We start from the raw sequence: 20,924 nt of genomic DNA, 5'->3' as shown, positions 1-20,924 counted from the left end.
CGCCGATCTTACATATGGATCGCGCGTTTTTCGACGGCCATCGCCGCTTCCTTCACAGCTTCCGCGAGCGTCGGATGCGCGTGGCAGGTGCGGGCCATGTCCTCGGAGGATCCGCCGAACTCCATGGTGATCCCCGCCTCGTGGATGAGGTTGCCGGCTTCCGGACCGATGATGTGGACGCCGAGCACCTTGTCGGTCTTCGCATCGGCCAGGATCTTCACGAAGCCGTCCGTGGTGCGGTTGACCTTGGCACGGCCGTTGGCGGTGAAGGGGAACTTGCCGACATTGTAGGCGATGCCCGCGGCCTTCAGTTCCTCCTCGGTCTTGCCGACGGAAGCTACCTCCGGGAAGGTGTAGACCACGCTCGGGATCACGTCGTAGTTCACGTGGCCCGCCTTGCCGGCGATGATTTCCGCAACGGCAACGCCCTCGTCCTCGGCCTTGTGCGCGAGCATCGGGCCGGCGATCACGTCGCCGATGGCGTAGATGCCGGTGACGTTGGTGGAGAAATGCGCGTCGGTCTGGATGCGGCCGCGGCTGTCGAGCTGGACGCCCGCATGCTCGAGGCCGAGTCCCTCCGTGTAAGGCACGCGCCCGATGGCGACGAGCACCACATCGGCCTCGATGGTCTCAGGATTGCCGCCGGCGGCGGGCTCGAAGGTGAGCGTCGCGCCCTTGCCGGTGTTTTCCACCTTCGTGACCTTGGAGCCGAGCTTGAACTGGAAGCCCTGCTTCCCGAGGATGCGCTGGAAGTTCTTGGCGACCTCCCCGTCCATGCCGGGCAGGATGCGGTCGAGATATTCCACCACGGTGACCTCGGAGCCGAGGCGGCGCCAGACGGAGCCAAGTTCCAGGCCGATCACGCCGGCGCCGATGACCACGAGGCGCTTCGGCACGCTCTCGAGCTCGAGAGCGCCGGTGGAGGACAACACCACCTTCTCGTCTATCTCGACGCCCGGCAGGCGGGTCACGTCGGACCCCGTGGCGATGACGATGTTCTTCGTCTCGAGCACCTGGTTCGAACCGTCCTCAGCCATAACCTCCACCTGACCGACGGCGGCGATGCGCGCGGTGCCGAAGAAGGCATCGATCTTGTTCTTCTTGAGCAGGAACTCGACGCCCTTCACGTTGCCGTCGACGCCCTCCTGCTTGAAGGACTGCATCGTCTTGAGATCGAGGGTCGGCGCGCTGACGCCGATGCCGAGGCCGGCGAAATGATCGCGCGCCTCCTCGAACATGTGCGAGGAATGCAGCAGGGCCTTCGACGGAATGCAGCCCACATTGAGGCAGGTGCCGCCATGGGTCTTGCGCTTCTCGACGACAGCGGTCTTGAGGCCGAGCTGGGCTGCCCGGATGGCGCAGACATAGCCGCCGGGACCGGTGCCGATGACGATGAGATCGTAGGACATTGGTTGTCTCCACTTAAACGTCATGCCCGGACTTGATCCGGGCATCCACGTCTTTGCTTTGCGTTGGAAGGCGTGGATGGCCGGAGCGGCCCGGCCACGACGCTAAATGGGCATTGTTCTTACAGGTCGAGCACGAGGCGGGCCGGATCCTCGAGGGCCTCCTTGACCCGCACGAGGAAGGTCACGGCTTCCTTGCCGTCGACGATGCGGTGGTCGTAGGAGAGCGCGAGATACATCATCGGGCGCACCACGACCTGGCCGTTGCGGACCACGGGGCGGTCCTCGATGCGATGCATGCCGAGAATGCCCGATTGCGGGGCGTTGAGGATCGGCGTCGACATGAGCGAGCCGTAGATGCCGCCATTGGTGATGGTGAAGGTGCCGCCCTGCATCTCGTCGATGGAGAGCTTGCCGTCCCGCGCCCGCTTGCCGAAATCGGCGATGGTCTTCTCGATACCGGCGACCGAGAGCAGGTCCGCGTCGCGCACCACCGGCACCACGAGGCCCTTCTCGGTGCCGACCGCGATGCCGATGTGGTAGTAGTTCTTGTAGACGAGGTCCTGCCCGTCGATCTCGGCATTCACCGCCGGCACGTCCTTGAGCGCCTGGATCACCGCCTTGGTGAAGAAGCCCATGAATCCGAGCTTGGTGCCGTGCTTCTTCTCGAACACGTCCTTGTACTGGCTGCGCAGGTTCATCACCGCGCTCATGTCCACGTCGTTGAACGTGGTGAGCATGGCGGCACTGTTCTGGGCATCCTTCAGGCGGCGCGCGATGGTCTGGCGCAGCTTCGTCATCTTCACGCGCTCTTCGCGCTCCGCATCGACCGGAGCGGAGGGGGCACGGACCTGAACGGGAGCTGCGGGCGCAGGAGCCGAAGCGCCGCCCGTGGCGATGGCGGCGAGCATGTCGCCCTTGGTCACGCGACCGTCCTTGCCGGAGCCGGCGACGCCCGCGGGGCTGACACCGCTCTCGGCGGCAAGGCGTGTCACAGCTGGACCGTTGTCACGGGAGGCGGCAGCCGGTGCCGGAGCGGGCGCAGCGGCGGGAGCCGGCGCAGGAGCAGCCGCCTTGGAAGCCTCGGCCTTCGGCGCGGGAGCCGGCACTGCTGCGGCTGCGCCGCCCTCGATGACCGAGCCGAGCACCGCGCCGGGGCTCACGGTTTCGCCGTCCTTGGCGACGATGTCGCCGAGCGTGCCGCTTGCGGGAGCGGGGACCTCGAGGGTCACCTTGTCGGTCTCGAGCTCCAGCACGGGCTCGTCGGCCTTCACGGGGTCGCCCGGCTTCTTGAACCAGCGGCCGATGGTGGCCTCTGAAACGGATTCACCGAGAGTGGGTACGCGGATTTCGGTTGCCATGAGTTACGCCTTAGGGACGGCCCCTCTTAGTGAGGGCTGGGTTGGTGGGTCGTCCGCAGGATCGCCTGCGGAATCGGATGAATTTCGTAGAGGAAGCCGCGGCCCGAGAGGATCAGCGGATCCTGTTCGGTCAGGTCCGAGGCCTCCGCCGCATCGCTCACGTCGACGATGGCCAGCCCCCAGATTCCTGCGGGATCGAAGACCGGACCGACGATCACGGCCGCTCCCCTGTGGGCTGCCCGTTGCCAGTAGGCCACATGCTCCTGCATCAGGCCGGCTTCCTCCGCCGTCATGTCGGTGGGGAAGGTCGGCCTTGGCGGCAGAAGCTTGCAGAGGTGGAACGGCATGCCTTTACTCCGATCAGCCGGCGAAGGCCTCGTCGAGGAAGGCCTGCAGCTGGATCTGATGCTTGGACATCAGGCCGGTGGCCGTGGCGGCGGAGGCGGGGCGTCCCACATAGCGCGGGCGGTCGACCTTGGCGCCGGCCGTCTTGAGCGCCCATTCGAGATAGGGCTCGACGAAGGTCCAGGAGCCCATGTTCTTGGGCTCTTCCTGGCACCACATCACATCGGCCTTCTTGAAGCGGGCGAGCTCGGCGGCCAGCGACTTCGCCGGGAACGGATAGAGCTGCTCGACGCGCAGCAGGTAGACATCGTCGATGCCCCGCTTCTCGCGCTCCTCGAGGAGGTCGAAGTAAACCTTGCCCGTGCAGATCACCACGCGCCGGATCTTGTCGTCCTTGACCAGCTTGAAGCCCTCGCGCCCCGCTTGAGCATCGTCCTGCAGCACGCGGTGGAAATGCGTGCCTTCCGAGATGTCGGCGATGGTGGAGGTGCAGCGCTTGTGGCGCAGCAGGGACTTCGGCGTCATCAGGATCAGCGGCTTGCGGAAGTCGCGCTTCAGCTGACGGCGCAGGATGTGGAAGTAGTTCGACGGCGTCGAGCAGTATCCGACCTGCATGTTGTCCTCGGCGCACATCTGCAGCCAGCGCTCGAGGCGGGCGGAGGAATGCTCCGGACCCTGGCCCTCATAGCCGTGCGGCAGCAGGCAGACGAGGCCGGACATGCGCAGCCACTTGCGCTCGCCTGACGAGATGAACTGGTCGAACACGACCTGCGCGCCGTTGGCGAAATCGCCGAACTGCGCCTCCCACAGGGTCAGCGCGTTAGGCTCCGAGAGGGTGTAGCCGTACTCGAAGCCGAGCACCGCCTCTTCCGACAGCATCGAGTTAATGACCTCGTAGCGGGCCTGGTTCTCGCTGATGTGGTTGAGGTTGGTATAGCGCTCCTCGTTCTCCTGATCGGTGAGAACGCTGTGGCGCTGCGAGAAGGTGCCGCGCTCCACGTCCTGACCGGAGAGGCGCACGCGATGGCCCTCGACCAGCAACGAGCCGAAGGCGAGCGCCTCGGCCATGGCCCAATCGATCCCCTCGCCGGTCTCCAGCATCTTCTTGCGGTTGTCGAGGAAGCGCTGGATCGTGCGATGGAGGTGGAAGCCCTCTGGTATCGTGGTGAGCGCCTTGCCGATCTGCTGGATGGCCTCGACCGAGATGCCGGTCTGGCCGCGGCGCGGATCGTCCTGATCCTCGCGCACGGCCTTGAGGCCCGACCAGCGTCCGTCGAGCCAGTCGGCCTTGTTCGGCTTGTAGTTGGATGCGATGTCGAACTCGGCATCGAGCTTCGAGCGCCAGCTCGACTTCATCTCCTCGACCTCGGCCTCGGTGAGGACGCCCTCGGCCACGAGCTTCTTGGAGTAGAGCTCGACGATGGCCGGATGCGAGCGGATCTTGCGGTACATGAGCGGCTGGGTGAAGGCCGGCTCGTCGCCCTCGTTGTGGCCGAAGCGGCGGTAGCAGAACATGTCGATGACGACAGGCTTCTGGAAGCGCTGGCGGTACTCGGCAGCGACCTTCGCGGCGAAGGTGACGGCTTCCGGATCGTCGCCGTTCACGTGGAAGATCGGCGCCTCGACCATCTTCGCCACGTCGGACGGATAGGGCGAGGAGCGCGAGAAGCGCGGATCGGTGGTGAAGCCGATCTGGTTGTTGATGATGAAGTGGATCGAGCCGCCGGTGCGGTGACCCCGGAGCCCTGAGAGCCCCAGGCATTCCGCCACCACGCCCTGGCCGGCGAAGGCCGCATCGCCGTGAATGAGGAGCGGCATCACCGCCGTGCGGTTGTCGGGCGAGCAGCCGTGCTGGTCCTGCTTGGCTCGCACCTTGCCGAGCACCACCGGATCGACGATCTCGAGATGCGAGGGATTGGCGGTGAGCGACAGGTGGACGTTGTTGCCGTCGAAGATGCGGTCGGAGGATGCGCCGAGGTGGTACTTCACGTCGCCGGAACCTTCCACGTCGTCGGGGGCGTAGGAGCCGCCCTTGAACTCGTGGAACAGCGCCCGGTGCGGCTTGCCCATCACCTGGGTCAGCACGTTGAGGCGGCCGCGATGGGCCATGCCGAACACGATCTCCTTCACGCCGAGATTGCCGCCGCGCTTGATGATCTGCTCGAGCGCCGGAATGAGGGATTCACCGCCGTCGAGGCCGAAGCGCTTGGTGCCGGTGTAGCGCACGTCCAGGAACTTCTCGAAGCCTTCCGCCTCGATGAGCTTGTTGAGGATGGCGCGCTTGCCTTCGTTGGTGAAGGAGATCTCCTTGTCCGGTCCCTCGATGCGCTCCTGGATCCAGGCCTTCTCGACCGGATCGGAGATGTGCATGAACTCGACGCCGAGCGTCTGGCAATAGGTGCGCTCCAGGATGCCGACGATCTGGCGGATCGTGCCGAACTCGAGCCCGAGCACGTTGTCGAGGAAGATCTTGCGATCCCAGTCCGCTTCCGTGAAGCCGTAATGGGAGGGGTGCAGCTCCTGGTCGTTCGGGCGCGGGTTGATGTCGAGCGGATCGAGCTTGGCATGCAGGTGGCCGCGCACGCGATAGGCGCGGATCAGCATGATGGCGCGGATGGAATCGCGGGTTGCCTGCAGCACGTCCACCTGGCTGATCTCGGCGCCCTTGGTTTCAGCCTTCGCCTTGATCTTGTCGCCGACCACCTTCTCGATCTGGGCCCAGTTGCCGTCGAGCGCGGAAACCAGATCGCCGTTGGCGTGGATCGGCCAGTTCGGCTTTTCCCAGGACGGGCCCTCGGCCGCCTTCTCGACAGCCTGCTTGTCGTCCTTCAACGCGCCGAAGAAAGCCTGCCACTCGGCATCGACCGAGGCGGGATCCTTCTCGTAGCGGGCCTGAAGATCCTCGATATAGGACGCGTTCGCCCCATAGAGGAAAGCGGTGTTCAGGAAGTTCTGGTTGGCGTCTTGGCGTGCCATGGCAAATATCTATCCAAAAGCTGGTTGGCCGCCCCGGGACCGGGGCGGCCTTTGTCCGTTATTGGCCCTTGAGAACCTCGACCAGGGTCTTGCCGAGGCGCGCCGGCGACGGCGACACGCGGATGCCCGCGGCCTCCATGGCGCCTATCTTGTCCTCGGCTCCGCCCTTGCCGCCGGAGATGATGGCGCCGGCATGGCCCATGCGGCGTCCCGGAGGCGCCGTGCGGCCGGCAATGAAGCCGACCATCGGCTTCTTGCGGCCCTTCTTGGCCTCGCGGGCGATGAACTCGGCCGCCTCTTCCTCGGCCGAGCCGCCGATCTCGCCGATCATGACGATCGACTGGGTCTTCGGGTCGGAGAGGAACATGTCGAGCATCTCGATGAACTCGGTGCCCTTCACCGGATCGCCGCCGATGCCCACCGCCGTCGTCTGGCCGAGGCCTTCATTGGTGGTCTGGAACACGGCCTCGTAGGTGAGCGTGCCGGAGCGCGACACGATGCCGACCGAGCCGGGCTTGAAGATGTTGGCCGGCATGATGCCGATCTTCGACTCGCCCGCCGTGACGATGCCGGGGCAGTTCGGGCCGACGAGGCGCGACTTGGAGCCTTCGAGCGCGCGCTTCACGCGCACCATGTCGAGCACCGGGATGCCCTCGGTGATGCAGACGATGAGCGGGATCTCGGCCTGGATCGCCTCGCAGATGGCGTCCGCAGCACCCGGCGGCGGAACGTAGACCACCGAGGCATCGGCGCCGGTCTTCTCGCGCGCTTCCATGACCGTGTCGAACACGGGCAGGTTCAGGTGCGTCGAGCCGCCTTTGCCGGGCGAGGTGCCGCCGACCATCTTGGTGCCGTAGGCGATGGCCTGCTCGGAATGGAAGGTCCCGTTCTTGCCGGTGAAGCCCTGGCAGATGACCTTGGTGTCTTTATTGATGAGGATGGACATCGGGTCGAAACCTTACTTTCCGCCGCGCACGGCGTTCACGATCTTCTGGGCGGCGTCGTCGAGGTCGTCCGCTGGGATCACGTTGAGGCCGGATTGGCGGATGATCTGCTTGCCCTCTTCCACGTTGGTACCCTCGAGGCGCACCACCAGCGGAACCTGCAGGCCGACGGTCTTCACCGCCGCGATCACGCCGCGGGCGATCACGTCGCACTTCATGATGCCGCCGAAGATGTTGACGAGGATGCCCTTCACGTTCGGGTCGGCGGTGATGATCTTGAACGCCGCCGTCACCTTTTCCTCGGACGCTCCGCCGCCGACATCCAGAAAGTTCGCCGGCTCCTCGCCGTAGAGCTTGATGATGTCGAGCGTCGCCATGGCGAGGCCGGCGCCGTTGACCATGCAGCCGATGGTGCCGTCGAGCGCGATATAGGCGAGGTCATACTTGGAGGCCTCGATTTCCTTCTCGTCCTCCTCCGTGATGTCGCGCAGCGCGACCACGTCGGGGTGACGGTAGAGTGCGTTGCCGTCGAAGGAGATCTTGGCGTCGAGGCACTTGAGGTGCTGATCCTTGGTGACGATCAGCGGGTTGATCTCGAGCATCTCCATGTCCTTCGCGATGAAGGCCGTGTAGAGCTTGGTCACCAGATCCTCGGCTTCCTTGGCGAGCGAGCCCTTCAGGCCGAGCGCCTTGGCGACCGTGCGGCCGTGATGGGGCATGACGCCGGTCGCCGGATCGACGGAGAAGGTGAGGATCTTCTCAGGGGTGTCGTGCGCGACCTGCTCGATGTCCATGCCGCCTTCCGTCGAGACGACGAAAGCGACCTGACCGGTGGCGCGGTCGACGAGCATGGAGAGATAGAGCTCAGTGTCGATGTCGGAGCCGTCCTCGATATAGAGACGGTTGACCTGCTTGCCGGCCTCGCCGGTCTGGATCGTCACAAGCGTGTTGCCAAGCATCTGGCGCGCGAATTCCTTGACCTCATCCACGGACTTGGCGAGGCGCACGCCGCCCTTCTCGCCGGCGGCAGATTCCTTGAACTTGCCCTTGCCGCGGCCGCCCGCATGGATCTGGGATTTCACGACCCAGAGCGGGCCGCCGAGTTCCCTGGCAGCAGCCTCCGCCTCGTCGGCGGAGAAGATGGCGACGCCGCGGGAGACGGGCAGGCCGAATTCCTTCAGGACCGCCTTGCCTTGATATTCATGGATGTTCATGTGCTCTTCTCTTTCGTCATCCCGGACGCCGCTGGCGGCGATCCGGGATCGTTGACCGTGTCGAACTCGTCATGCGATCCCGGCTCCTTGGCCGGGATGACGCTTTACTTCAGAGCCGGGTTGATCTGCTTGCAGGCGTCGACGAGGCCCTGCACGGAAGCCACCGACTTCTCGAACATGGTCTTCTCGTCGGCCGAGAACGAAACCTCGACGATGCGCTCGACGCCGTTCTCGCCGATCACGATCGGCACGCCAACGAACATGTCCTTCACGCCGTACTGGCCGTTGAGATACGCCGCGCAAGGCAGGACGCGCTTCTTGTCCTTGAGATAGCTCTCGGCCATCGCGATCGCGGAGGCAGCCGGTGCATAGAAGGCGGAGCCGGTCTTGAGCAGGTTGACGATCTCGCCGCCGCCTTTGCGGGTGCGCTCGACCATGGCGTCGAGCTTCTCCTGAGTGGTCCAGCCCATCTTCACGAGGTCGGGCAGCGGGACGCCGGCGACCGTGGAATAGCGCACCAGCGGCACCATGTCGTCGCCGTGGCCGCCGAGCACGAAGGCGGTCACGTCCTCGACCGACACCTTGAACTCTTCCGCGAGGAAGTGGCGGAAGCGGGCCGAATCCAGCACGCCGGCCATGCCGACGATCTTTTCCGGCTTCAAACCGGAGAACTTCTGCAGCGCCCAGACCATGGCGTCGAGCGGGTTGGTGATGCAGATGACGAAGGCGTCCGGAGCATATTGCTTGATGCCGCCTCCGACCGCTTCCATGACCTTCAGGTTGATGCCGATCAGGTCGTCGCGGCTCATGCCGGGCTTGCGCGGCACGCCGGCGGTGACGATGATCACGTCGGCGCCTGCGATATCGGCATAGTCGTTCGCGCCCTTGTACCTGGCATCGAACCCATCGACCGGCGCGGATTCCGCGATATCGAGACCTTTGCCCTGGGGAATGCCTTCCGCGATGTCGAAGAGCACGACGTCGCCGAGTTCCTTCAAGCCGACGAGATGGGCGAGCGTTCCGCCGATCTGGCCTGCACCGATGAGCGCGATCTTTTTCCGGGCCATAATCTGTCCTTGGGTTTTGGCACGAGCCTTTGAGGTGGCGCTGTTTGACACAACAAATGGGCGGCCATCAAGCGAGCAAAAGATTAACGGACAAGGCTTTGCGCCTTTAAAAAAGGCAGACCAAGCTTAACGGTTTCAAATTGCCTTTACAGTTCAATGCCTTGGGTCGCATCAAAGTGAGACAATTTTCTCGTTACAAATTTTGAAAATTGTAACTGATGTTACACGCTTCCGTTCGCCAGGGCCCGCAGGACCACCCGGATCACGGTTGCCAGACGCGGATTGAGAATGTCCTGCGGCACCTCCGCGTCAAGGCGGACAGTCAGGGGATTGATGAAGCGATAGACCGCATCGGTGATGAAGGCATGGGCCTTCTCCCGGTCGCGGGGGTCGAATTTGCCCGTGACGATGCCCTCGTCCAGCACCCGCTCGATCAGCTGGCGCATCCGCGCCCGATGTTTGCGCACGAGGGGGCGCGAGGTTTCGGTCGCGGTGCAATAGACATCGAAGAGATGCCGGTCTTCCGTCAAAAGCTCCCGGTGGACCCGGGCCCAGGCTTGGATCAGGCGCTCGAGCTTGTCGTCGGCCGGATCGGGGGAATCCGCGATCTCGGCGATGGTGGCCTCCATTCCGCGCAGCCACTGGCCGGCCACCGCATCGATGAGAGCGGCCTTGTTGGCGAAGTAGCGGTAGACATTGGCATGGGTCATGCCGGCGGCATCGGCGATGCCGACCACCGTGATGTGCCTGGGCCCGAATTCCTTGAGCTGATCCGCAGCGATGGCGAGAAGCCGGGAATCGGCCGGAGCGAGATCCGCATGCCGCGACGGGCCGCCGACGGACCGCTTCATGTCTCGGCAAGCCCGGTCGTGCTGCCCGACGCTTCCGAATCCGAACGGCCATGGGGCAAGGACAGGTATTCCTCGGAGCGCATCTCGATCAGGCGGGACACGGTGCGGTCGAACTCGAAAGCCTCGCGCCCGCTATCGGCATGATAAAGCTCGTGCACCTCGGCCTCGGCGGAGGCAAGCAGCTTCACATGGGCATCGTAGAGGGCATCGATGAGCAGGATGAAGCGCTTCGCCTCGTTGCGGCGCTCGAAGGACATCGTCGGGATGTTCTCCAGGATAATCGTATGAAAGTCCTCGGCGACGGTGAGGTAGTCGGCTGCGCCCAAGGGCTTCGAGCACAGATCCGCGAAGGAAAAGCGCGCGACGCCGCCGGCCGCCTGCGGCACCTCGACCGGATGGCCCTTGACCGTCAGAACCATCGGCTTGCCGTGCTCGCGGCCGGTGAGGCTCTTGAAGGCGCGGGTCAGAGCCGCCTGCGAGCGCTCGTCGGCCGGCGTGTAGAAGACCGGGCTGCCGGCGAGCTTCTCGAGCCGAAAATCGGTGCGGGCTTCGAGCTTCACCACTGTCATCCGCTCCTGCAGCAGGGCGATGAAGGGCAGGAAAAGCGAGCGGTTGAGGCCGCCTTCGTAGAGCCGGTCGGGCTCGACGTTGGAGGTCGCCACCACCACCACGCCGTGGGCGAAGAGGGCCGTGAACAGGCGTCCGAGGATCATGGCGTCGGCGATGTCCGTGACGGTGAACTCGTCGAAGCAGAGCACCCAGGCCTCGTCGGCGAGCGCCTCTGCGACGGGAGCGATGGGATCGTCGCCCGAAACCTCGCCGGCCTTCAGCTTCTGCCGGTAGGCGTGGATGCGCTCGTGCACATCCGCCATGAAGGCGTGGAAATGCACCCGCCGCTTGCGCCGTACGGTGAGCGCCTCGAAGAACAGGTCCATCAGCATGGTCTTGCCGCGACCGACCGAGCCCCAGACATAGAGGCCTTTCGGGGGAGCAGCGCTCTTCTTGCCGAAGAGCCAGCCGAGCGCGCTGGGCTTGCGGGCGAGGCGATGATTGGCCAGGCTCCCGGCGAGCGCCTCGAGCCGCTTGAGCAGCGCCACCTGCGCCGGATCGCGCTCGATGGCACCCGCCGCGACGAGCGCATTGTACCGGGCCGTAATGGAGTGAGGCGAGGAAAAGGAGGTGTCGTTCACGGGATGATCGATAACTCTCCCCGCCTTGGAGCGCAAACGTCTTCAGGCCGGATTGCGTTGAGACCAGGCCCTTTCTCGGAGCCCGGTTCATGGTAAGGCGCTGGAACCCTCCTCCCCCTTGTGGGGAGGAGTTGGAGGTGGGGGTGTAAGCGACTTTCAATTACCCACATTTCTGACTTAGCAGCAGTGCTTGCCTGACCAGCACCAAGCGTGATTCCTTGGTGAGCATCTCCTCATCTGTGAGAGGTGTCCCATGGACAGGGCTCTGTCTCGGCTTTCCCGTGATCTCGCTGATCTCTGCGCGCCGGGCATACGCCGGACGGCCTCCTATTCGCTCCCACGAGGCGGCGCGGGAGCTGGGCCATGACAAAGACGTCTCTTCCGACGCATCCTCTGGGAGAGGCAGCCAATGTTATTTCCTGGGTCGATCAGGAACTCGCTGGGTGCCGCTTTCGGGACAATCGTCTCGGCCAGCGCCTGCGCAAGCTCCTGACCCACATGGCCGGTGCCATTGGCGGCAGCCTTCCGCTGGCCTGCCAGGATTGGGCTAACACCAAAGCGGCCTACCGCTTCCTGTCCAATCCCAAAGTTTCCGACCATGAGATCCTTCAGGGCCATTTCCAAGCCACCCGAACCCGCTTTGCCGCCTTCGGTGGCCCTATCTTGGTCATTCAGGACACAACCGAACTGTCCTACGAAAGAGCACAGCCTGAACGGATTGGTGCGACCCGCCGGGTCAACAGCGGCCGGGACAAGGAAGGTCGCTCCAGGATGCACACGGTCTGCGGGCTGCTCATGCACTCTTGCCTGGCTGTGACCGCGGATGGGCTGCCGCTGGGGCTTTCGGCGATCAAGTTTTGGACGAGGCCTCAGTTCAAGGGCGCCCGGACGCTCAAACGCAAGATCAACCCGACCCGGGTGCCCATCGATCAGAAGGAGAGTATCCGCTGGCTGGAGTGCATGAGGCAGTCCGTGGCGCTGTTCGGTGCTCCTGAGCGCTGCATCCATATCGGCGACCGGGAGAACGACATCGACGAGTTCTTCTGCACGGCTCAGGCTCTGAGCACGCACTTCCTGGTCCGAACCTGCGTGGATCGGTTGGCGGGCGATGGCCAGCACACCATCGCGGACGAGATGGCAGAGGTGAAGGTCAAAGGACGGCATCAGGTCGAAGTTCGCAGCCCGAAAGGCGATGTGAGCCTTGCCACCGTAGAGCTCAAATACCGCCGGATCCACATCCTGCCTCCGATCGGCAAGCAGAAGCGCTATCCAGCCCTGAGCCTGACGGTGATCCACGCACAGGAGCGTCATCCACCCAAAGACCGGGCGCGGATCGACTGGAAGCTGATCACGGATCTGCCGGTACGATCCCGCGCGGACGCGATCCAGATGCTCGACTGGTACGCCATGCGCTGGAAGGTCGAGCTGTTCCACAAGATCCTCAAGTCCGGGTGCCGAGCGGAGGAGACCAAGCTGAGAACGGCCGAGCGCCTGGTGAACCTGCTCAGCATCTACTGCATCCTGAGCTGGCGGATCTTCTGGATGACGATGCTCAATCGTGTTGTTCCGGACGTGCCGCCGCGGCTGGCCTTGACGGACTTGGAAATGGACCTGCTCGACGAGCTGGTGCGAGACAAGGGCCAGGTGCTGCTGCGGAGCAAGACGCTCGCCTACTATTTAACTAAGATCGCCCGCATGGGCGGCTACCTTGCCCGTGGCCATGATCCTCCGCCAGGAAACACCGTCATGTGGAGAGGACTATCCCGCCTGATGGATATCGAACTCGGCGCTAGGATTGGGGCGCAAATCTATGGGTAATTGAAAGTGTAAGCGATGGCCTACCAAGGTAAGGCGCCAGCACCCCCACCCTGGCCCTCCCCACAAGGGGGAGGGAAAGGAGCCTACCCTTTAGACCGCTCTGTTCAACAACAGAACAGCGTTTCGAACTCTAGCGCGCCAGCGACAGAGGCGCGCCGGACTTGGCGAGGACGCCGCTCAGCGAGGACGAGGAACCGCGCAGGCGCGCGGCGACCGCTCCGCCGGTCTGGTAGAGATAGACCTCGCCGTCGCGATAATCCCAGGCATTGACCTTGGACAGGTCCTGGTTCGAGCAGCCGGAGGCCGAGGCGCGGTAGAGATCCAGCGACGGAGAGCTCGAAAGCTGGATGCGGCAGCTTCCGCCGGAGGTCTGGGCGCTCCAGTTGCCGACCATGGCGGTGCGGCTCGAGGGGGCCGGAGCGGGTGCAGGGGCCGGTCCTCCGATGGTCGGAGGCGGCGGAGCGGGCGGCAGGCCGGCGATGTCGGTTCCGCCTGCGGGCGGCGCCATCGGGTCCGTGGCCAGAGGCGCACCGGCGAGGGGCGGCAGCGGGGCGGCCTCGACGGGGCCGGAAGGAACGGCCTCGACCGGCGGCGCCTCGACGATGGGCGCGGCGTTGGCTCCGCGCATCGGGGGACCGCCGAGGCGGGTCGAGGAACAGGCGCCAAGCGCCAGGGCGGAGCAGAGCACCGCGCCCGTCAACCGGAGAGATCTCGTCATCGTCGTCCTCGAATTCATGCCGCCCCTTGAGGACGGTCGCTCGCATCTGCCTGAGGTTACCGGGAGGAATATGAACCCAGGCCGATCATGTTCCGGTTTCGACATATGGGATCGCCGTTCACAAAAAAAGGCGCCAGAGGCGCCTTTTGATAAAAGTGTTGCGAGGACGCCTCAGACGGCCCGCGCAATCATCATCTTCTTGATCTCGGCGATGGCCTTGGCCGGGTTCAGCCCCTTGGGGCAGGTGTTGGCGCAGTTCATGATCGTGTGGCAGCGATAGAGCCGGAACGGATCGTGCAGGTAGTCGAGGCGCTCGCCGGTGGCCTCGTCACGGCTGTCGATGAGCCAGCGATAGGCCTGGAGCAGCGCCGCGGGGCCCAGGAACCGGTCGCCGTTCCACCAATAGCTCGGGCAGGAGGTGGTGCAGCAGGCGCAGAGAATGCACTCGTAGAGCCCGTCGAGCTTGGAGCGCTCCTCCGGCGTCTGGCGCCACTCGGTCTCGGGCGCCGGCGTCTCGGTCTGGAGCCAGGGCTCGACGGAGGCGTGCTGGGCGAAGAAGCTCGTCAGGTCCGGCACCAGATCCTTCAGCACCGGCATGTGCGGCAGCGGATAGATCTTGATCGAGCCCGAGCCGCAATCGTCGATGCCGAGCGTGCACGCCAGAGTGTTGCCGCCCATGATGTTCATGGCGCAGGAGCCGCAGATGCCCTCGCGGCAGGAGCGGCGGAAGACCAGCGTCGCGTCGACGTTGTTCTTGATCCAGAGCAGCGCGTCGAGAACCATCGGGCCGCAATCGTCCCGGTCGACATAATAGGTGTCGATGCGCGGGTTCTGCCCGTCATCCGGGTTCCAGCGATAGATGCGGAACTCCTGGACATTGGAGGCGCCCGCCGGCTTCGGCCAGGCCTTGCCTTCGGTGTAGCGGGAATTCTTGGGAAGTTGAAATTGAGCCATCGTTTTCGTCTTCCTTAGTACACGCGAGCCTTCGGCTCGATGTACTGGATGTCGTTCGACATGGTGTAGGTGTGCACCGGGCGGTAATCGAGGGTCACCTTGTGCGAGGTGTCGTCGAGCCAGGCGAGGGTGTGCTTCATCCAGTTCTTGTCGTCGCGCTCGGAAAAATCCTCGCGGGCATGGGCGCCGCGGGATTCCTGACGGTTCGCGGCACCTTCCATGGTGACGACGGCCTGTCCGATCAGGTTGTCGAATTCAAGCGTCTCGAGAAGGTCGGTGTTCCAGATCAGCGAGCGGTCCGTGACCTTGATGTCGGCGGCCGCGCTCCAGACGTCGTGGATGAGCCTCTTGCCCTCGTCCAGAACCTCGCCGGTGCGGAACACCGCGCAGTTGTTCTGCATGGTCTTCTGCATCTGCAGGCGCAGATCGGCGGTCGTGGTCGAGCCGTTGGCATAGCGGAACTTGTCGAGGCGCGAGAGCGCGAGCTCGTCGGCGCTCTTCGACAGGTCAGCATGGCGCGCATTCGGCTCCAGGATCTCGGCGCAGCGAAGACCCGCCGCGCGGCCGAACACCACGAGATCGATGAGCGAGTTCGAGCCGAGGCGGTTCGCGCCGTGCACGGAGACGCAGGCGGCCTCTCCGAGCGCCATCAGGCCCGGCACCACCGTGTCCGGGTTGCCGTTCTTCAGGGTCAGCACTTCGCCGTGATAGTTCGTCGGGATGCCGCCCATGTTGTAGTGGACGGTCGGCAGGACCGGGATCGGCTCCTTCGTCACGTCGACGCCCGCAAAGATCTTCGCGCTCTCCGAGATGCCGGGCAGGCGCTCGTGCAGTATCTTCGGGTCGAGGTGGTCGAGGTGGAGATAGATGTGATCCTTGTTCTTGCCGACGCCGCGACCGGCGCGGATCTCCATGGTCATGGCGCGCGAGACCACGTCGCGGGAGGCGAGGTCCTTGGCCGAAGGAGCATAGCGCTCCATGAAGCGCTCGCCTTCCGAGTTGGTCAGATAGCCGCCCTCGCCGCGCGCGCCCTCGGTGATGAGGCAGCCCGAACCGTAGATGCCGGTGGGGTGGAACTGCACGAACTCCATGTCCTGCAGGGGGAGGCCTGCGCGCAGCACCATGGCGTTGCCGTCGCCTGTGCAGGTATGGGCCGAGGTGGCGGAGAAATAGGCGCGTCCGTAGCCGCCGGTGGCGAGGATCGTCATATGGGCGCGGAAGCGGTGGATCTCGCCGGTCGACTGGTTCAATGCCACGACGCCGATGCAGCGGCCATCCGAGTCCATCATCAGGTCGAGGGCGAAATACTCGATGAAGAAATTGGTCTGGTTGCGAACCGCCTGACCGTACAGCGTGTGCAGGATCGCATGGCCCGTGCGGTCGGCGGCGGCGCAGGTGCGCTGCGCGGTGCCCTTGCCGAAATCGGTGGTCATGCCGCCGAAGGGACGCTGGTAGATCTTGCCCTCTTCCGTGCGCGAGAAGGGAACGCCCCAGTGCTCGAGCTCGTAGACGGCGGCGGGCGCATTGCGCACGAGATACTCGATGGCGTCCTGGTCGCCGAGCCAGTCCGAACCCTTCACGGTGTCGTACATGTGCCAGCGCCAATCGTCCGGACCCATATTGCCGAGCGAGGCGGAGATGCCGCCCTGCGCGGCCACCGTGTGCGAGCGGGTCGGGAACACCTTGGTAATGCAGGCGGTGCGAAGGCCGGCCTGGCTACAGCCGACGGTGGCGCGAAGACCCGCGCCGCCCGCGCCCACGATCACCACGTCGAAGGTGTGGTCGACGATGGTGTAGGCCTTGCCGTTGACGACGGCGCCATTCGTTGCTTGAGCCATGAGTGAATTCCTTAAACCAGGATGCGGCCGAGGCTGACCTTGAGAATGGCGTAGAGGCAGGCCACTCCAATGATCACGGCATAGAAATTGTTCGCGATGACGGCAGCGATCTTGTAGCCCTTGTCGTGCACGTAGTCCTCGATGACGATCTGCATGCCCAGCCGCATGTGGTTCGTGACCGAGATGACTGCGAGGAGCAGGATGATCGCGACGAGCGGATGCGAGATGATGGCGACGGCCTCCTGATAGGAGGGAGAGCTGGCGAGCGCCGCGACGATGATCACGAAAGCGATGATGAGGGGGACGTTCGACACCGCCGTCATGCGGTGGATCCACCAATGTTCGACACCGTGCCCGGCGGCGCCGAGGCCCTTCACGCGGGCGAGCGGGGTGCGCATGGAAACGCGGGTGTCAGCCCTGTTGTCGGCCATGTCCGGTCTCCTTTAGAAAGCGATGAAGGCGACGACCCAGATCGCCAGCGTGAGAGCGACCGAGCCGATGAGGGTGAAGCGGGCCATGTTGATGCGCTGATCCGGCTCCATGCCATAGCCGAAATCCCAAACCAAGTGACGCACGCCGCCGAGCATGTGGTGCATCAGGATCCAAGTGTAGCCGAACAGGATCAGGTAGCCGATGGGCGAGCCGAAGAACCATTGCACGGCATCAAAAGCCGAAGGCCCGGAGGCGAGAGCCACGAGCCAGATGGCGAAAAGCGCGATGCCGCCATACAGCGCGATGCCCGTGAGACGGTGGACGACGGACATCGCCATCGTCCAGCTCCACTTGTAGACCTGAAGATGCGGGGACAGGGGCCTCGGGGCCACTTTCGCCTCAGCCATGATGTTCACTCCTGGTCGGCGACGAAGGGTCGCCCGTAGTTTGGAACGGTTCGTATCGGATGCGCGCCGACACCGCAATGCGCCTTCTGCCCAAGGTGGTAACAACAGGACACACTTCGTCAGCCGCGAAGATACCTCTGGGCTCGCTTACCGCGCAATTTTTAATTATTCTTATCTACCTTCGCGAACGACGAAGGAAGCCTATGCAATTCGATCTGACCGACTTAAGCCTCTTCCGGCATGTGGTGGAGGCCGGAAGCATCACCCACGGCGCCGAGCGGGCCCATCTGGCGCTCGCCGCCGCGAGCACCCGCATCCGCAACATGGAGAAGTCGCTCGGTGCGCCCCTCCTCCTGCGCAACCGCCAGGGCGTGACGCCGACACCGGCCGGCCGCACCCTGCTGCAGCATGCCCGCGCCATGCTGGCCCAAGCCGAGCGTCTGCGCGAGGATCTCGGCTCCTATACGGGCGGGCTGACCGGCCAGATCCGGATTCTGTCCAACACCAATGCGCTGACCGAGTTCCTGCCCGAGGCGCTGGGCTCGTTTCTCGCCGGCCACCCGCAGGTCTCGATCGATCTGGAGGAGCGCCTCAGCGACGAGATCGTCGGCCTGATCGCGGAGGGCGTCGGCGATCTCGGCATCGTGGCGGGCACGGTCGATACAGGGCGGCTCGAGACCTATCCGTTCCGCAGCGACCGCTTCGTCCTCGTGGTCCCGCAAGGCCATCCCCTCGCCGCCAAAGCGAGCATTGCCTTCGCCGAGGTGCTAGAGCACGATTTCGTCGGCCTCGACCGGGCGAGCGCTCTCCAGCGCTTTCTCGCCGGCAAGGCGACGCGCATCGGCAAGCCGATCCGCCTGAGAGTGCAGCTGCGCAGCTTCGATGCCGTCTGCCGCATGGTGGAGGCCGGCGTGGGCCTCGGCATCGTGCCGGAAACCACCGCCCGCCGTACTGCCCGCACGGCCGCCATCGCCGCAGTCGATCTGGAGGATCCCTGGGCCGCCCGCGACCTGACCCTGTGCATCCGGTCCTTGAAGGACCTCCCGCCTTCCGCGCGGCAACTGGTGGAGCACCTGCGCAAGGAGGTGTGAGGCCCCTAGGAATTCACGCCTGCACGCCTTCAAAACGCCGTGAGGATGGAATGATCGTCCTTGCGGAACCGTCTGTAGAACCGTCCGTCTCGAACAAGGACGGTCATGACGTCACCAAGGAGGAAACAATGCGTGGAACCGACAGCCTATCGCTTATCGCCGCCATCGGCCTGATGACGCTCGCTCCCATGGGTGCCGCTCGAGCCCAGAGCGCCCAGGACATGACGTTCTTCGTCACCAGCGCCGGCTCCGGCAAAGGCGCGGATCTCGGCGGCCTCGAGGGCGCGGACCGGCATTGTCAGACCCTGGCCGAAGCCGCCGGCATTCGCGGCAAGATGTGGCGCGCCTATCTCTCCACGCAAGCTGCGGGCGGCGCGACGGCCGTCAACGCCAAGGACCGCATCGGGCGCGGGCCGTGGCAGAACGCCAAGGGCATGGTCGTCGCGAAGGATGTCGCGGATCTGCATGGGCCTAACAACAACCTCACCAAGCAGACGGCGATCACCGAGAAGGGCGAGATGGTGAAGGGCCGCGGCGACCAGCCCAACCAGCACGACATCCTCACCGGCTCGCAACCCGACGGCACGACCTTTGCCGGCAACCAGGACATGACCTGCGGCAACTGGACGAAGAGCGGCACGGAGGGAGCGGCCATGACGGGCCACCACGACCGCATGGGCACGGACGACTCGGCGCCGGCCAAGTCCTGGAACTCGTCGCACGCGACCCGCGGCGGATGCAGCCAGGATGCCCTGCGCGGCACCGGCGGCGCCGGCCTGTTCTACTGCTTCGCGGCGAATTGATCAGGCTGTGAAAGCGCATCTCCCCTCCCCCTTGTGAGGAGGGGTCAAGGGTGGGGCTGTGAGCGATCACCTGTCAAAGTGTGGCGCTGACCCACCTCTCCTTGTGGGAGAGGTCGCGCCGGAGGCGCGGGTGAGGGGTTACAGGTCTATCCGGATAACGCGTACCCCCTCACCGTCGCAGCTTCACCTCTCCCCACTGGGGAGAGGTGAAGCTGCGGCAGCGCTGCGCCTGTTCTTCATGACATCTTGCTACCTTTGAGGCTAAGAGCTGGATTCATCCCGCTGATGCCGCAAAATCCACCGCCGGCATCGTGAGCCCGCGCCGGAGGCAAGCCGCCTCGAGCGTGTTGCGCAAAAGGCAGGCGATGGTCATCGGGCCGACACCGCCTGGCACCGGCGTGATGGCGGAAGCGACCCTGGCCGCTTCCGCATAAGCCACGTCGCCGACCACCTTGGTCTTGCCCTCGCCGGCGGCCGGGTTCGGCACGCGGTTGATGCCCACGTCGATCACGATGGCGCCGGGCTTGACCCAGTCGCCGCGCACCATCTCGGGCCGCCCCACGGCGGCGACGAGAAGATCGGCGCTGCGGCAGACATCGGCCAGATCCTTCGTCCTGGAATGGGCCACCGTCACCGTGCAGCTCTGGGCGATGAGGAGGTGCGCCATCGGCTTGCCGACGATGTTGGAGCGCCCGACCACCACGGCGTTGAGCCCAGCAAGATCGCGCCGCACAGACTGCGCCAGCAGCAGGCAGCCTAACGGCGTGCAGGAGACGAGCCCCGGCACGCCGGTCATGAGCCGCCCGGCATTGATCGGGTGGAAGCCGTCCACGTCCTTCGCCGGATCGATGGCCTCGATCACCTTCTGTGCATCGATCTGCTTCGGCAGCGGCAATTGCACGAGAATGCCGTCGACCGCCGGATCGGCATTGAGCCGAGCGACGAGATCCAAAAGCTCCGCCTCGCCTGTGGAGGCCGGCAGCGTGTGCTCGAAGGAGCGCATGCCGATTTCGACGGTCTGGCGCGCCTTGTTCTTCACGTAGAGCTGGCTCGCCGGATCTTCGCCAACGATGACGACGGCGAGGCCCGGCGTCACGCCCTGCCCCGCCAGCGCTTGGACCGCCCCGGCGATGCGGGAGCGCAGGCCTGCGGCATAGGCTTTTCCATCGATGATCGTGGCGCTCATGGGCTCTCTCGTCCTGTCAATTTGGCGAGGGCGGCGGCCAGCATGCCGCCTTCGCCCGAAATCGAAAATATCTTCAGCCGAGCCGTGGCGCCCGCCTCCAGGCTCACCGCCGAGGCCGGAACCTTCAACGCCTTGGCCAGGAGCCGCCGCACGCCCTCGTTCGCCGCCCCGTCCTCCGGCACGGCCCTGACGCGGACCTTCAAGACCGGCCTGCCGTCAGAGAGGGTCTCGACCCCGTCGATGGCATCCCGCCCGCCGCGCGGCGTCACGCGCACCCGGACCTCGAGCCCATCGGGGCGGACGCGCCAGGCCGAAGTCTCCAT

19 protein-coding genes are annotated in these 20,924 nt (G+C 64.9%); 3 read left to right on the top strand and 16 right to left on the bottom strand.

What is annotated here, in order from left to right; translation table 11 throughout:
* Positions 1 to 8: 8 nt before the first annotated feature.
* The 9 genes from lpdA to zapE all read right to left on the bottom strand — a co-directional run bounded on the left by lpdA (position 9) and on the right by zapE (position 11,354).
* Positions 9 to 1,409, bottom strand: a complete 1,401-nt coding sequence (gene lpdA, locus BB934_RS14205) for a dihydrolipoyl dehydrogenase (RefSeq protein WP_099510206.1) — start codon at positions 1,407 to 1,409, stop codon at positions 9 to 11.
* A 119-nt stretch (positions 1,410 to 1,528) separates the two neighbouring features.
* Positions 1,529 to 2,767 carry a 2-oxoglutarate dehydrogenase complex dihydrolipoyllysine-residue succinyltransferase gene (gene odhB / locus BB934_RS14200; protein ID WP_099510205.1) on the bottom strand — a complete coding sequence of 413 codons (1,239 nt, stop codon included), beginning with the start codon at positions 2,765 to 2,767 and terminating at the stop codon, positions 1,529 to 1,531.
* 26 nt (positions 2,768 to 2,793) lie between these two features.
* On the bottom strand, positions 2,794 to 3,114 hold the full coding sequence (locus BB934_RS14195; RefSeq protein WP_099510204.1) for a YciI family protein: 321 nt from the start codon (positions 3,112 to 3,114) through the stop codon (positions 2,794 to 2,796).
* Between the two features lie 13 nt (positions 3,115 to 3,127).
* Positions 3,128 to 6,088: a 2-oxoglutarate dehydrogenase E1 component gene (locus tag BB934_RS14190; RefSeq protein WP_099510203.1), complete on the bottom strand. Its 2,961-nt coding sequence runs from the start codon at positions 6,086 to 6,088 to the stop codon at positions 3,128 to 3,130.
* A 58-nt stretch (positions 6,089 to 6,146) separates the two neighbouring features.
* Positions 6,147 to 7,034 (bottom strand): succinate--CoA ligase subunit alpha, encoded by an 888-nt coding sequence (sucD, locus tag BB934_RS14185; RefSeq protein ID WP_099510202.1) that lies wholly within the window; start codon positions 7,032 to 7,034, stop codon positions 6,147 to 6,149.
* Positions 7,035 to 7,046: 12 nt separating this feature from the next.
* Positions 7,047 to 8,246, bottom strand: coding sequence for an ADP-forming succinate--CoA ligase subunit beta (gene sucC / locus BB934_RS14180; protein WP_099510201.1), 1,200 nt, complete (start codon positions 8,244 to 8,246; stop codon positions 7,047 to 7,049).
* A gap of 104 nt (positions 8,247 to 8,350) precedes the next feature.
* Complete coding sequence (gene mdh / locus BB934_RS14175) at positions 8,351 to 9,313, bottom strand: malate dehydrogenase (RefSeq protein WP_099510200.1); 963 nt, start codon at positions 9,311 to 9,313, stop codon at positions 8,351 to 8,353.
* Positions 9,314 to 9,534: 221 nt separating this feature from the next.
* Positions 9,535 to 10,164 (bottom strand): TetR/AcrR family transcriptional regulator, encoded by a 630-nt coding sequence (locus BB934_RS14170; protein ID WP_099510199.1) that lies wholly within the window; start codon positions 10,162 to 10,164, stop codon positions 9,535 to 9,537.
* A complete protein-coding gene (gene zapE / locus BB934_RS14165) occupies positions 10,161 to 11,354 on the bottom strand; it encodes a cell division protein ZapE (protein WP_237049970.1) in 1,194 nt (397 codons plus the stop codon). The genes BB934_RS14170 and zapE overlap by 4 nt, the downstream gene beginning before the upstream one ends.
* Positions 11,355 to 11,717: 363 nt before the next feature.
* On the opposite strand from zapE, the gene BB934_RS14160 reads away from it, so the two are divergent.
* The gene (locus BB934_RS14160; RefSeq protein ID WP_099508970.1) at positions 11,718 to 13,172 is read left to right on the top strand and encodes an IS4 family transposase; all 1,455 of its coding nucleotides are present in this window, start codon (positions 11,718 to 11,720) and stop codon (positions 13,170 to 13,172) included.
* A gap of 130 nt (positions 13,173 to 13,302) precedes the next feature.
* Here the strand turns inward: BB934_RS14160 and BB934_RS14155 are convergent, their stop codons facing one another.
* From BB934_RS14155 to sdhC, 5 genes are all read right to left on the bottom strand, one after another.
* Positions 13,303 to 13,890: an AprI/Inh family metalloprotease inhibitor gene (locus BB934_RS14155; RefSeq protein WP_099510198.1), complete on the bottom strand. Its 588-nt coding sequence runs from the start codon at positions 13,888 to 13,890 to the stop codon at positions 13,303 to 13,305.
* 171 nt (positions 13,891 to 14,061) lie between these two features.
* Positions 14,062 to 14,844 (bottom strand): succinate dehydrogenase iron-sulfur subunit, encoded by a 783-nt coding sequence (locus BB934_RS14150; protein WP_099510197.1) that lies wholly within the window; start codon positions 14,842 to 14,844, stop codon positions 14,062 to 14,064.
* A gap of 14 nt (positions 14,845 to 14,858) precedes the next feature.
* The gene (sdhA, locus tag BB934_RS14145) at positions 14,859 to 16,682 is read right to left on the bottom strand and encodes a succinate dehydrogenase flavoprotein subunit (protein WP_099510196.1); all 1,824 of its coding nucleotides are present in this window, start codon (positions 16,680 to 16,682) and stop codon (positions 14,859 to 14,861) included.
* 11 nt (positions 16,683 to 16,693) lie between these two features.
* Positions 16,694 to 17,113 (bottom strand): succinate dehydrogenase, hydrophobic membrane anchor protein, encoded by a 420-nt coding sequence (gene sdhD / locus BB934_RS14140; protein WP_099510195.1) that lies wholly within the window; start codon positions 17,111 to 17,113, stop codon positions 16,694 to 16,696.
* A 12-nt stretch (positions 17,114 to 17,125) separates the two neighbouring features.
* A complete protein-coding gene (gene sdhC, locus BB934_RS14135; RefSeq protein WP_099510194.1) occupies positions 17,126 to 17,521 on the bottom strand; it encodes a succinate dehydrogenase, cytochrome b556 subunit in 396 nt (131 codons plus the stop codon).
* Positions 17,522 to 17,724: 203 nt separating this feature from the next.
* On the opposite strand from sdhC, the gene BB934_RS14130 reads away from it, so the two are divergent.
* Complete coding sequence (locus BB934_RS14130; RefSeq protein ID WP_099510193.1) at positions 17,725 to 18,612, top strand: LysR substrate-binding domain-containing protein; 888 nt, start codon at positions 17,725 to 17,727, stop codon at positions 18,610 to 18,612.
* Between the two features lie 128 nt (positions 18,613 to 18,740).
* Positions 18,741 to 19,415 (top strand): hypothetical protein, encoded by a 675-nt coding sequence (locus tag BB934_RS14125; RefSeq protein WP_162299165.1) that lies wholly within the window; start codon positions 18,741 to 18,743, stop codon positions 19,413 to 19,415.
* A 274-nt stretch (positions 19,416 to 19,689) separates the two neighbouring features.
* On the opposite strand, the gene folD is transcribed toward BB934_RS14125, so the two are convergent.
* Both folD and BB934_RS14115 read right to left on the bottom strand, forming a co-directional pair.
* A complete protein-coding gene (gene folD / locus BB934_RS14120; protein WP_099510192.1) occupies positions 19,690 to 20,601 on the bottom strand; it encodes a bifunctional methylenetetrahydrofolate dehydrogenase/methenyltetrahydrofolate cyclohydrolase FolD in 912 nt (303 codons plus the stop codon).
* Positions 20,598 to 20,924, bottom strand: coding sequence for a DUF167 family protein (locus tag BB934_RS14115; protein WP_099510191.1), 327 nt, complete (start codon positions 20,922 to 20,924; stop codon positions 20,598 to 20,600). Before BB934_RS14115 ends, folD begins: the two co-directional genes overlap by 4 nt.

Origin of the sequence: Microvirga ossetica (assembly GCF_002741015.1) — a bacterium.
Classification (GTDB): Bacteria; Pseudomonadota; Alphaproteobacteria; order Rhizobiales; family Beijerinckiaceae; genus Microvirga; species Microvirga ossetica.
Note: the sequence above shows the minus strand (reverse complement) of the source record. Positions and strands in the feature narration are given on the sequence as shown.

Coding starts and splice junctions, on each gene's coding strand:
- lpdA (WP_099510206.1), bottom strand. CDS start 1,409: ATGTCCTACGATCTCATCGTCATCGGCACCGGTCCCGGCGGCTATGTC.
- odhB (WP_099510205.1), bottom strand. CDS start 2,767: ATGGCAACCGAAATCCGCGTACCCACTCTCGGTGAATCCGTTTCAGAG.
- BB934_RS14195 (WP_099510204.1), bottom strand. CDS start 3,114: ATGCCGTTCCACCTCTGCAAGCTTCTGCCGCCAAGGCCGACCTTCCCC.
- BB934_RS14190 (WP_099510203.1), bottom strand. CDS start 6,088: ATGGCACGCCAAGACGCCAACCAGAACTTCCTGAACACCGCTTTCCTC.
- sucD (WP_099510202.1), bottom strand. CDS start 7,034: ATGTCCATCCTCATCAATAAAGACACCAAGGTCATCTGCCAGGGCTTC.
- sucC (WP_099510201.1), bottom strand. CDS start 8,246: ATGAACATCCATGAATATCAAGGCAAGGCGGTCCTGAAGGAATTCGGC.
- mdh (WP_099510200.1), bottom strand. CDS start 9,313: ATGGCCCGGAAAAAGATCGCGCTCATCGGTGCAGGCCAGATCGGCGGA.
- BB934_RS14170 (WP_099510199.1), bottom strand. CDS start 10,164: ATGAAGCGGTCCGTCGGCGGCCCGTCGCGGCATGCGGATCTCGCTCCG.
- BB934_RS14160 (WP_099508970.1), top strand. CDS start 11,718: ATGACAAAGACGTCTCTTCCGACGCATCCTCTGGGAGAGGCAGCCAAT.
- BB934_RS14155 (WP_099510198.1), bottom strand. CDS start 13,890: ATGACGAGATCTCTCCGGTTGACGGGCGCGGTGCTCTGCTCCGCCCTG.
- BB934_RS14150 (WP_099510197.1), bottom strand. CDS start 14,844: ATGGCTCAATTTCAACTTCCCAAGAATTCCCGCTACACCGAAGGCAAG.
- sdhA (WP_099510196.1), bottom strand. CDS start 16,682: ATGGCTCAAGCAACGAATGGCGCCGTCGTCAACGGCAAGGCCTACACC.
- sdhD (WP_099510195.1), bottom strand. CDS start 17,113: ATGGCCGACAACAGGGCTGACACCCGCGTTTCCATGCGCACCCCGCTC.
- sdhC (WP_099510194.1), bottom strand. CDS start 17,521: ATGGCTGAGGCGAAAGTGGCCCCGAGGCCCCTGTCCCCGCATCTTCAG.
- BB934_RS14130 (WP_099510193.1), top strand. CDS start 17,725: ATGCAATTCGATCTGACCGACTTAAGCCTCTTCCGGCATGTGGTGGAG.
- BB934_RS14125 (WP_162299165.1), top strand. CDS start 18,741: ATGCGTGGAACCGACAGCCTATCGCTTATCGCCGCCATCGGCCTGATG.
- folD (WP_099510192.1), bottom strand. CDS start 20,601: ATGAGCGCCACGATCATCGATGGAAAAGCCTATGCCGCAGGCCTGCGC.
- BB934_RS14115 (WP_099510191.1), bottom strand. CDS start 20,924: ATGGAGACTTCGGCCTGGCGCGTCCGCCCCGATGGGCTCGAGGTCCGG.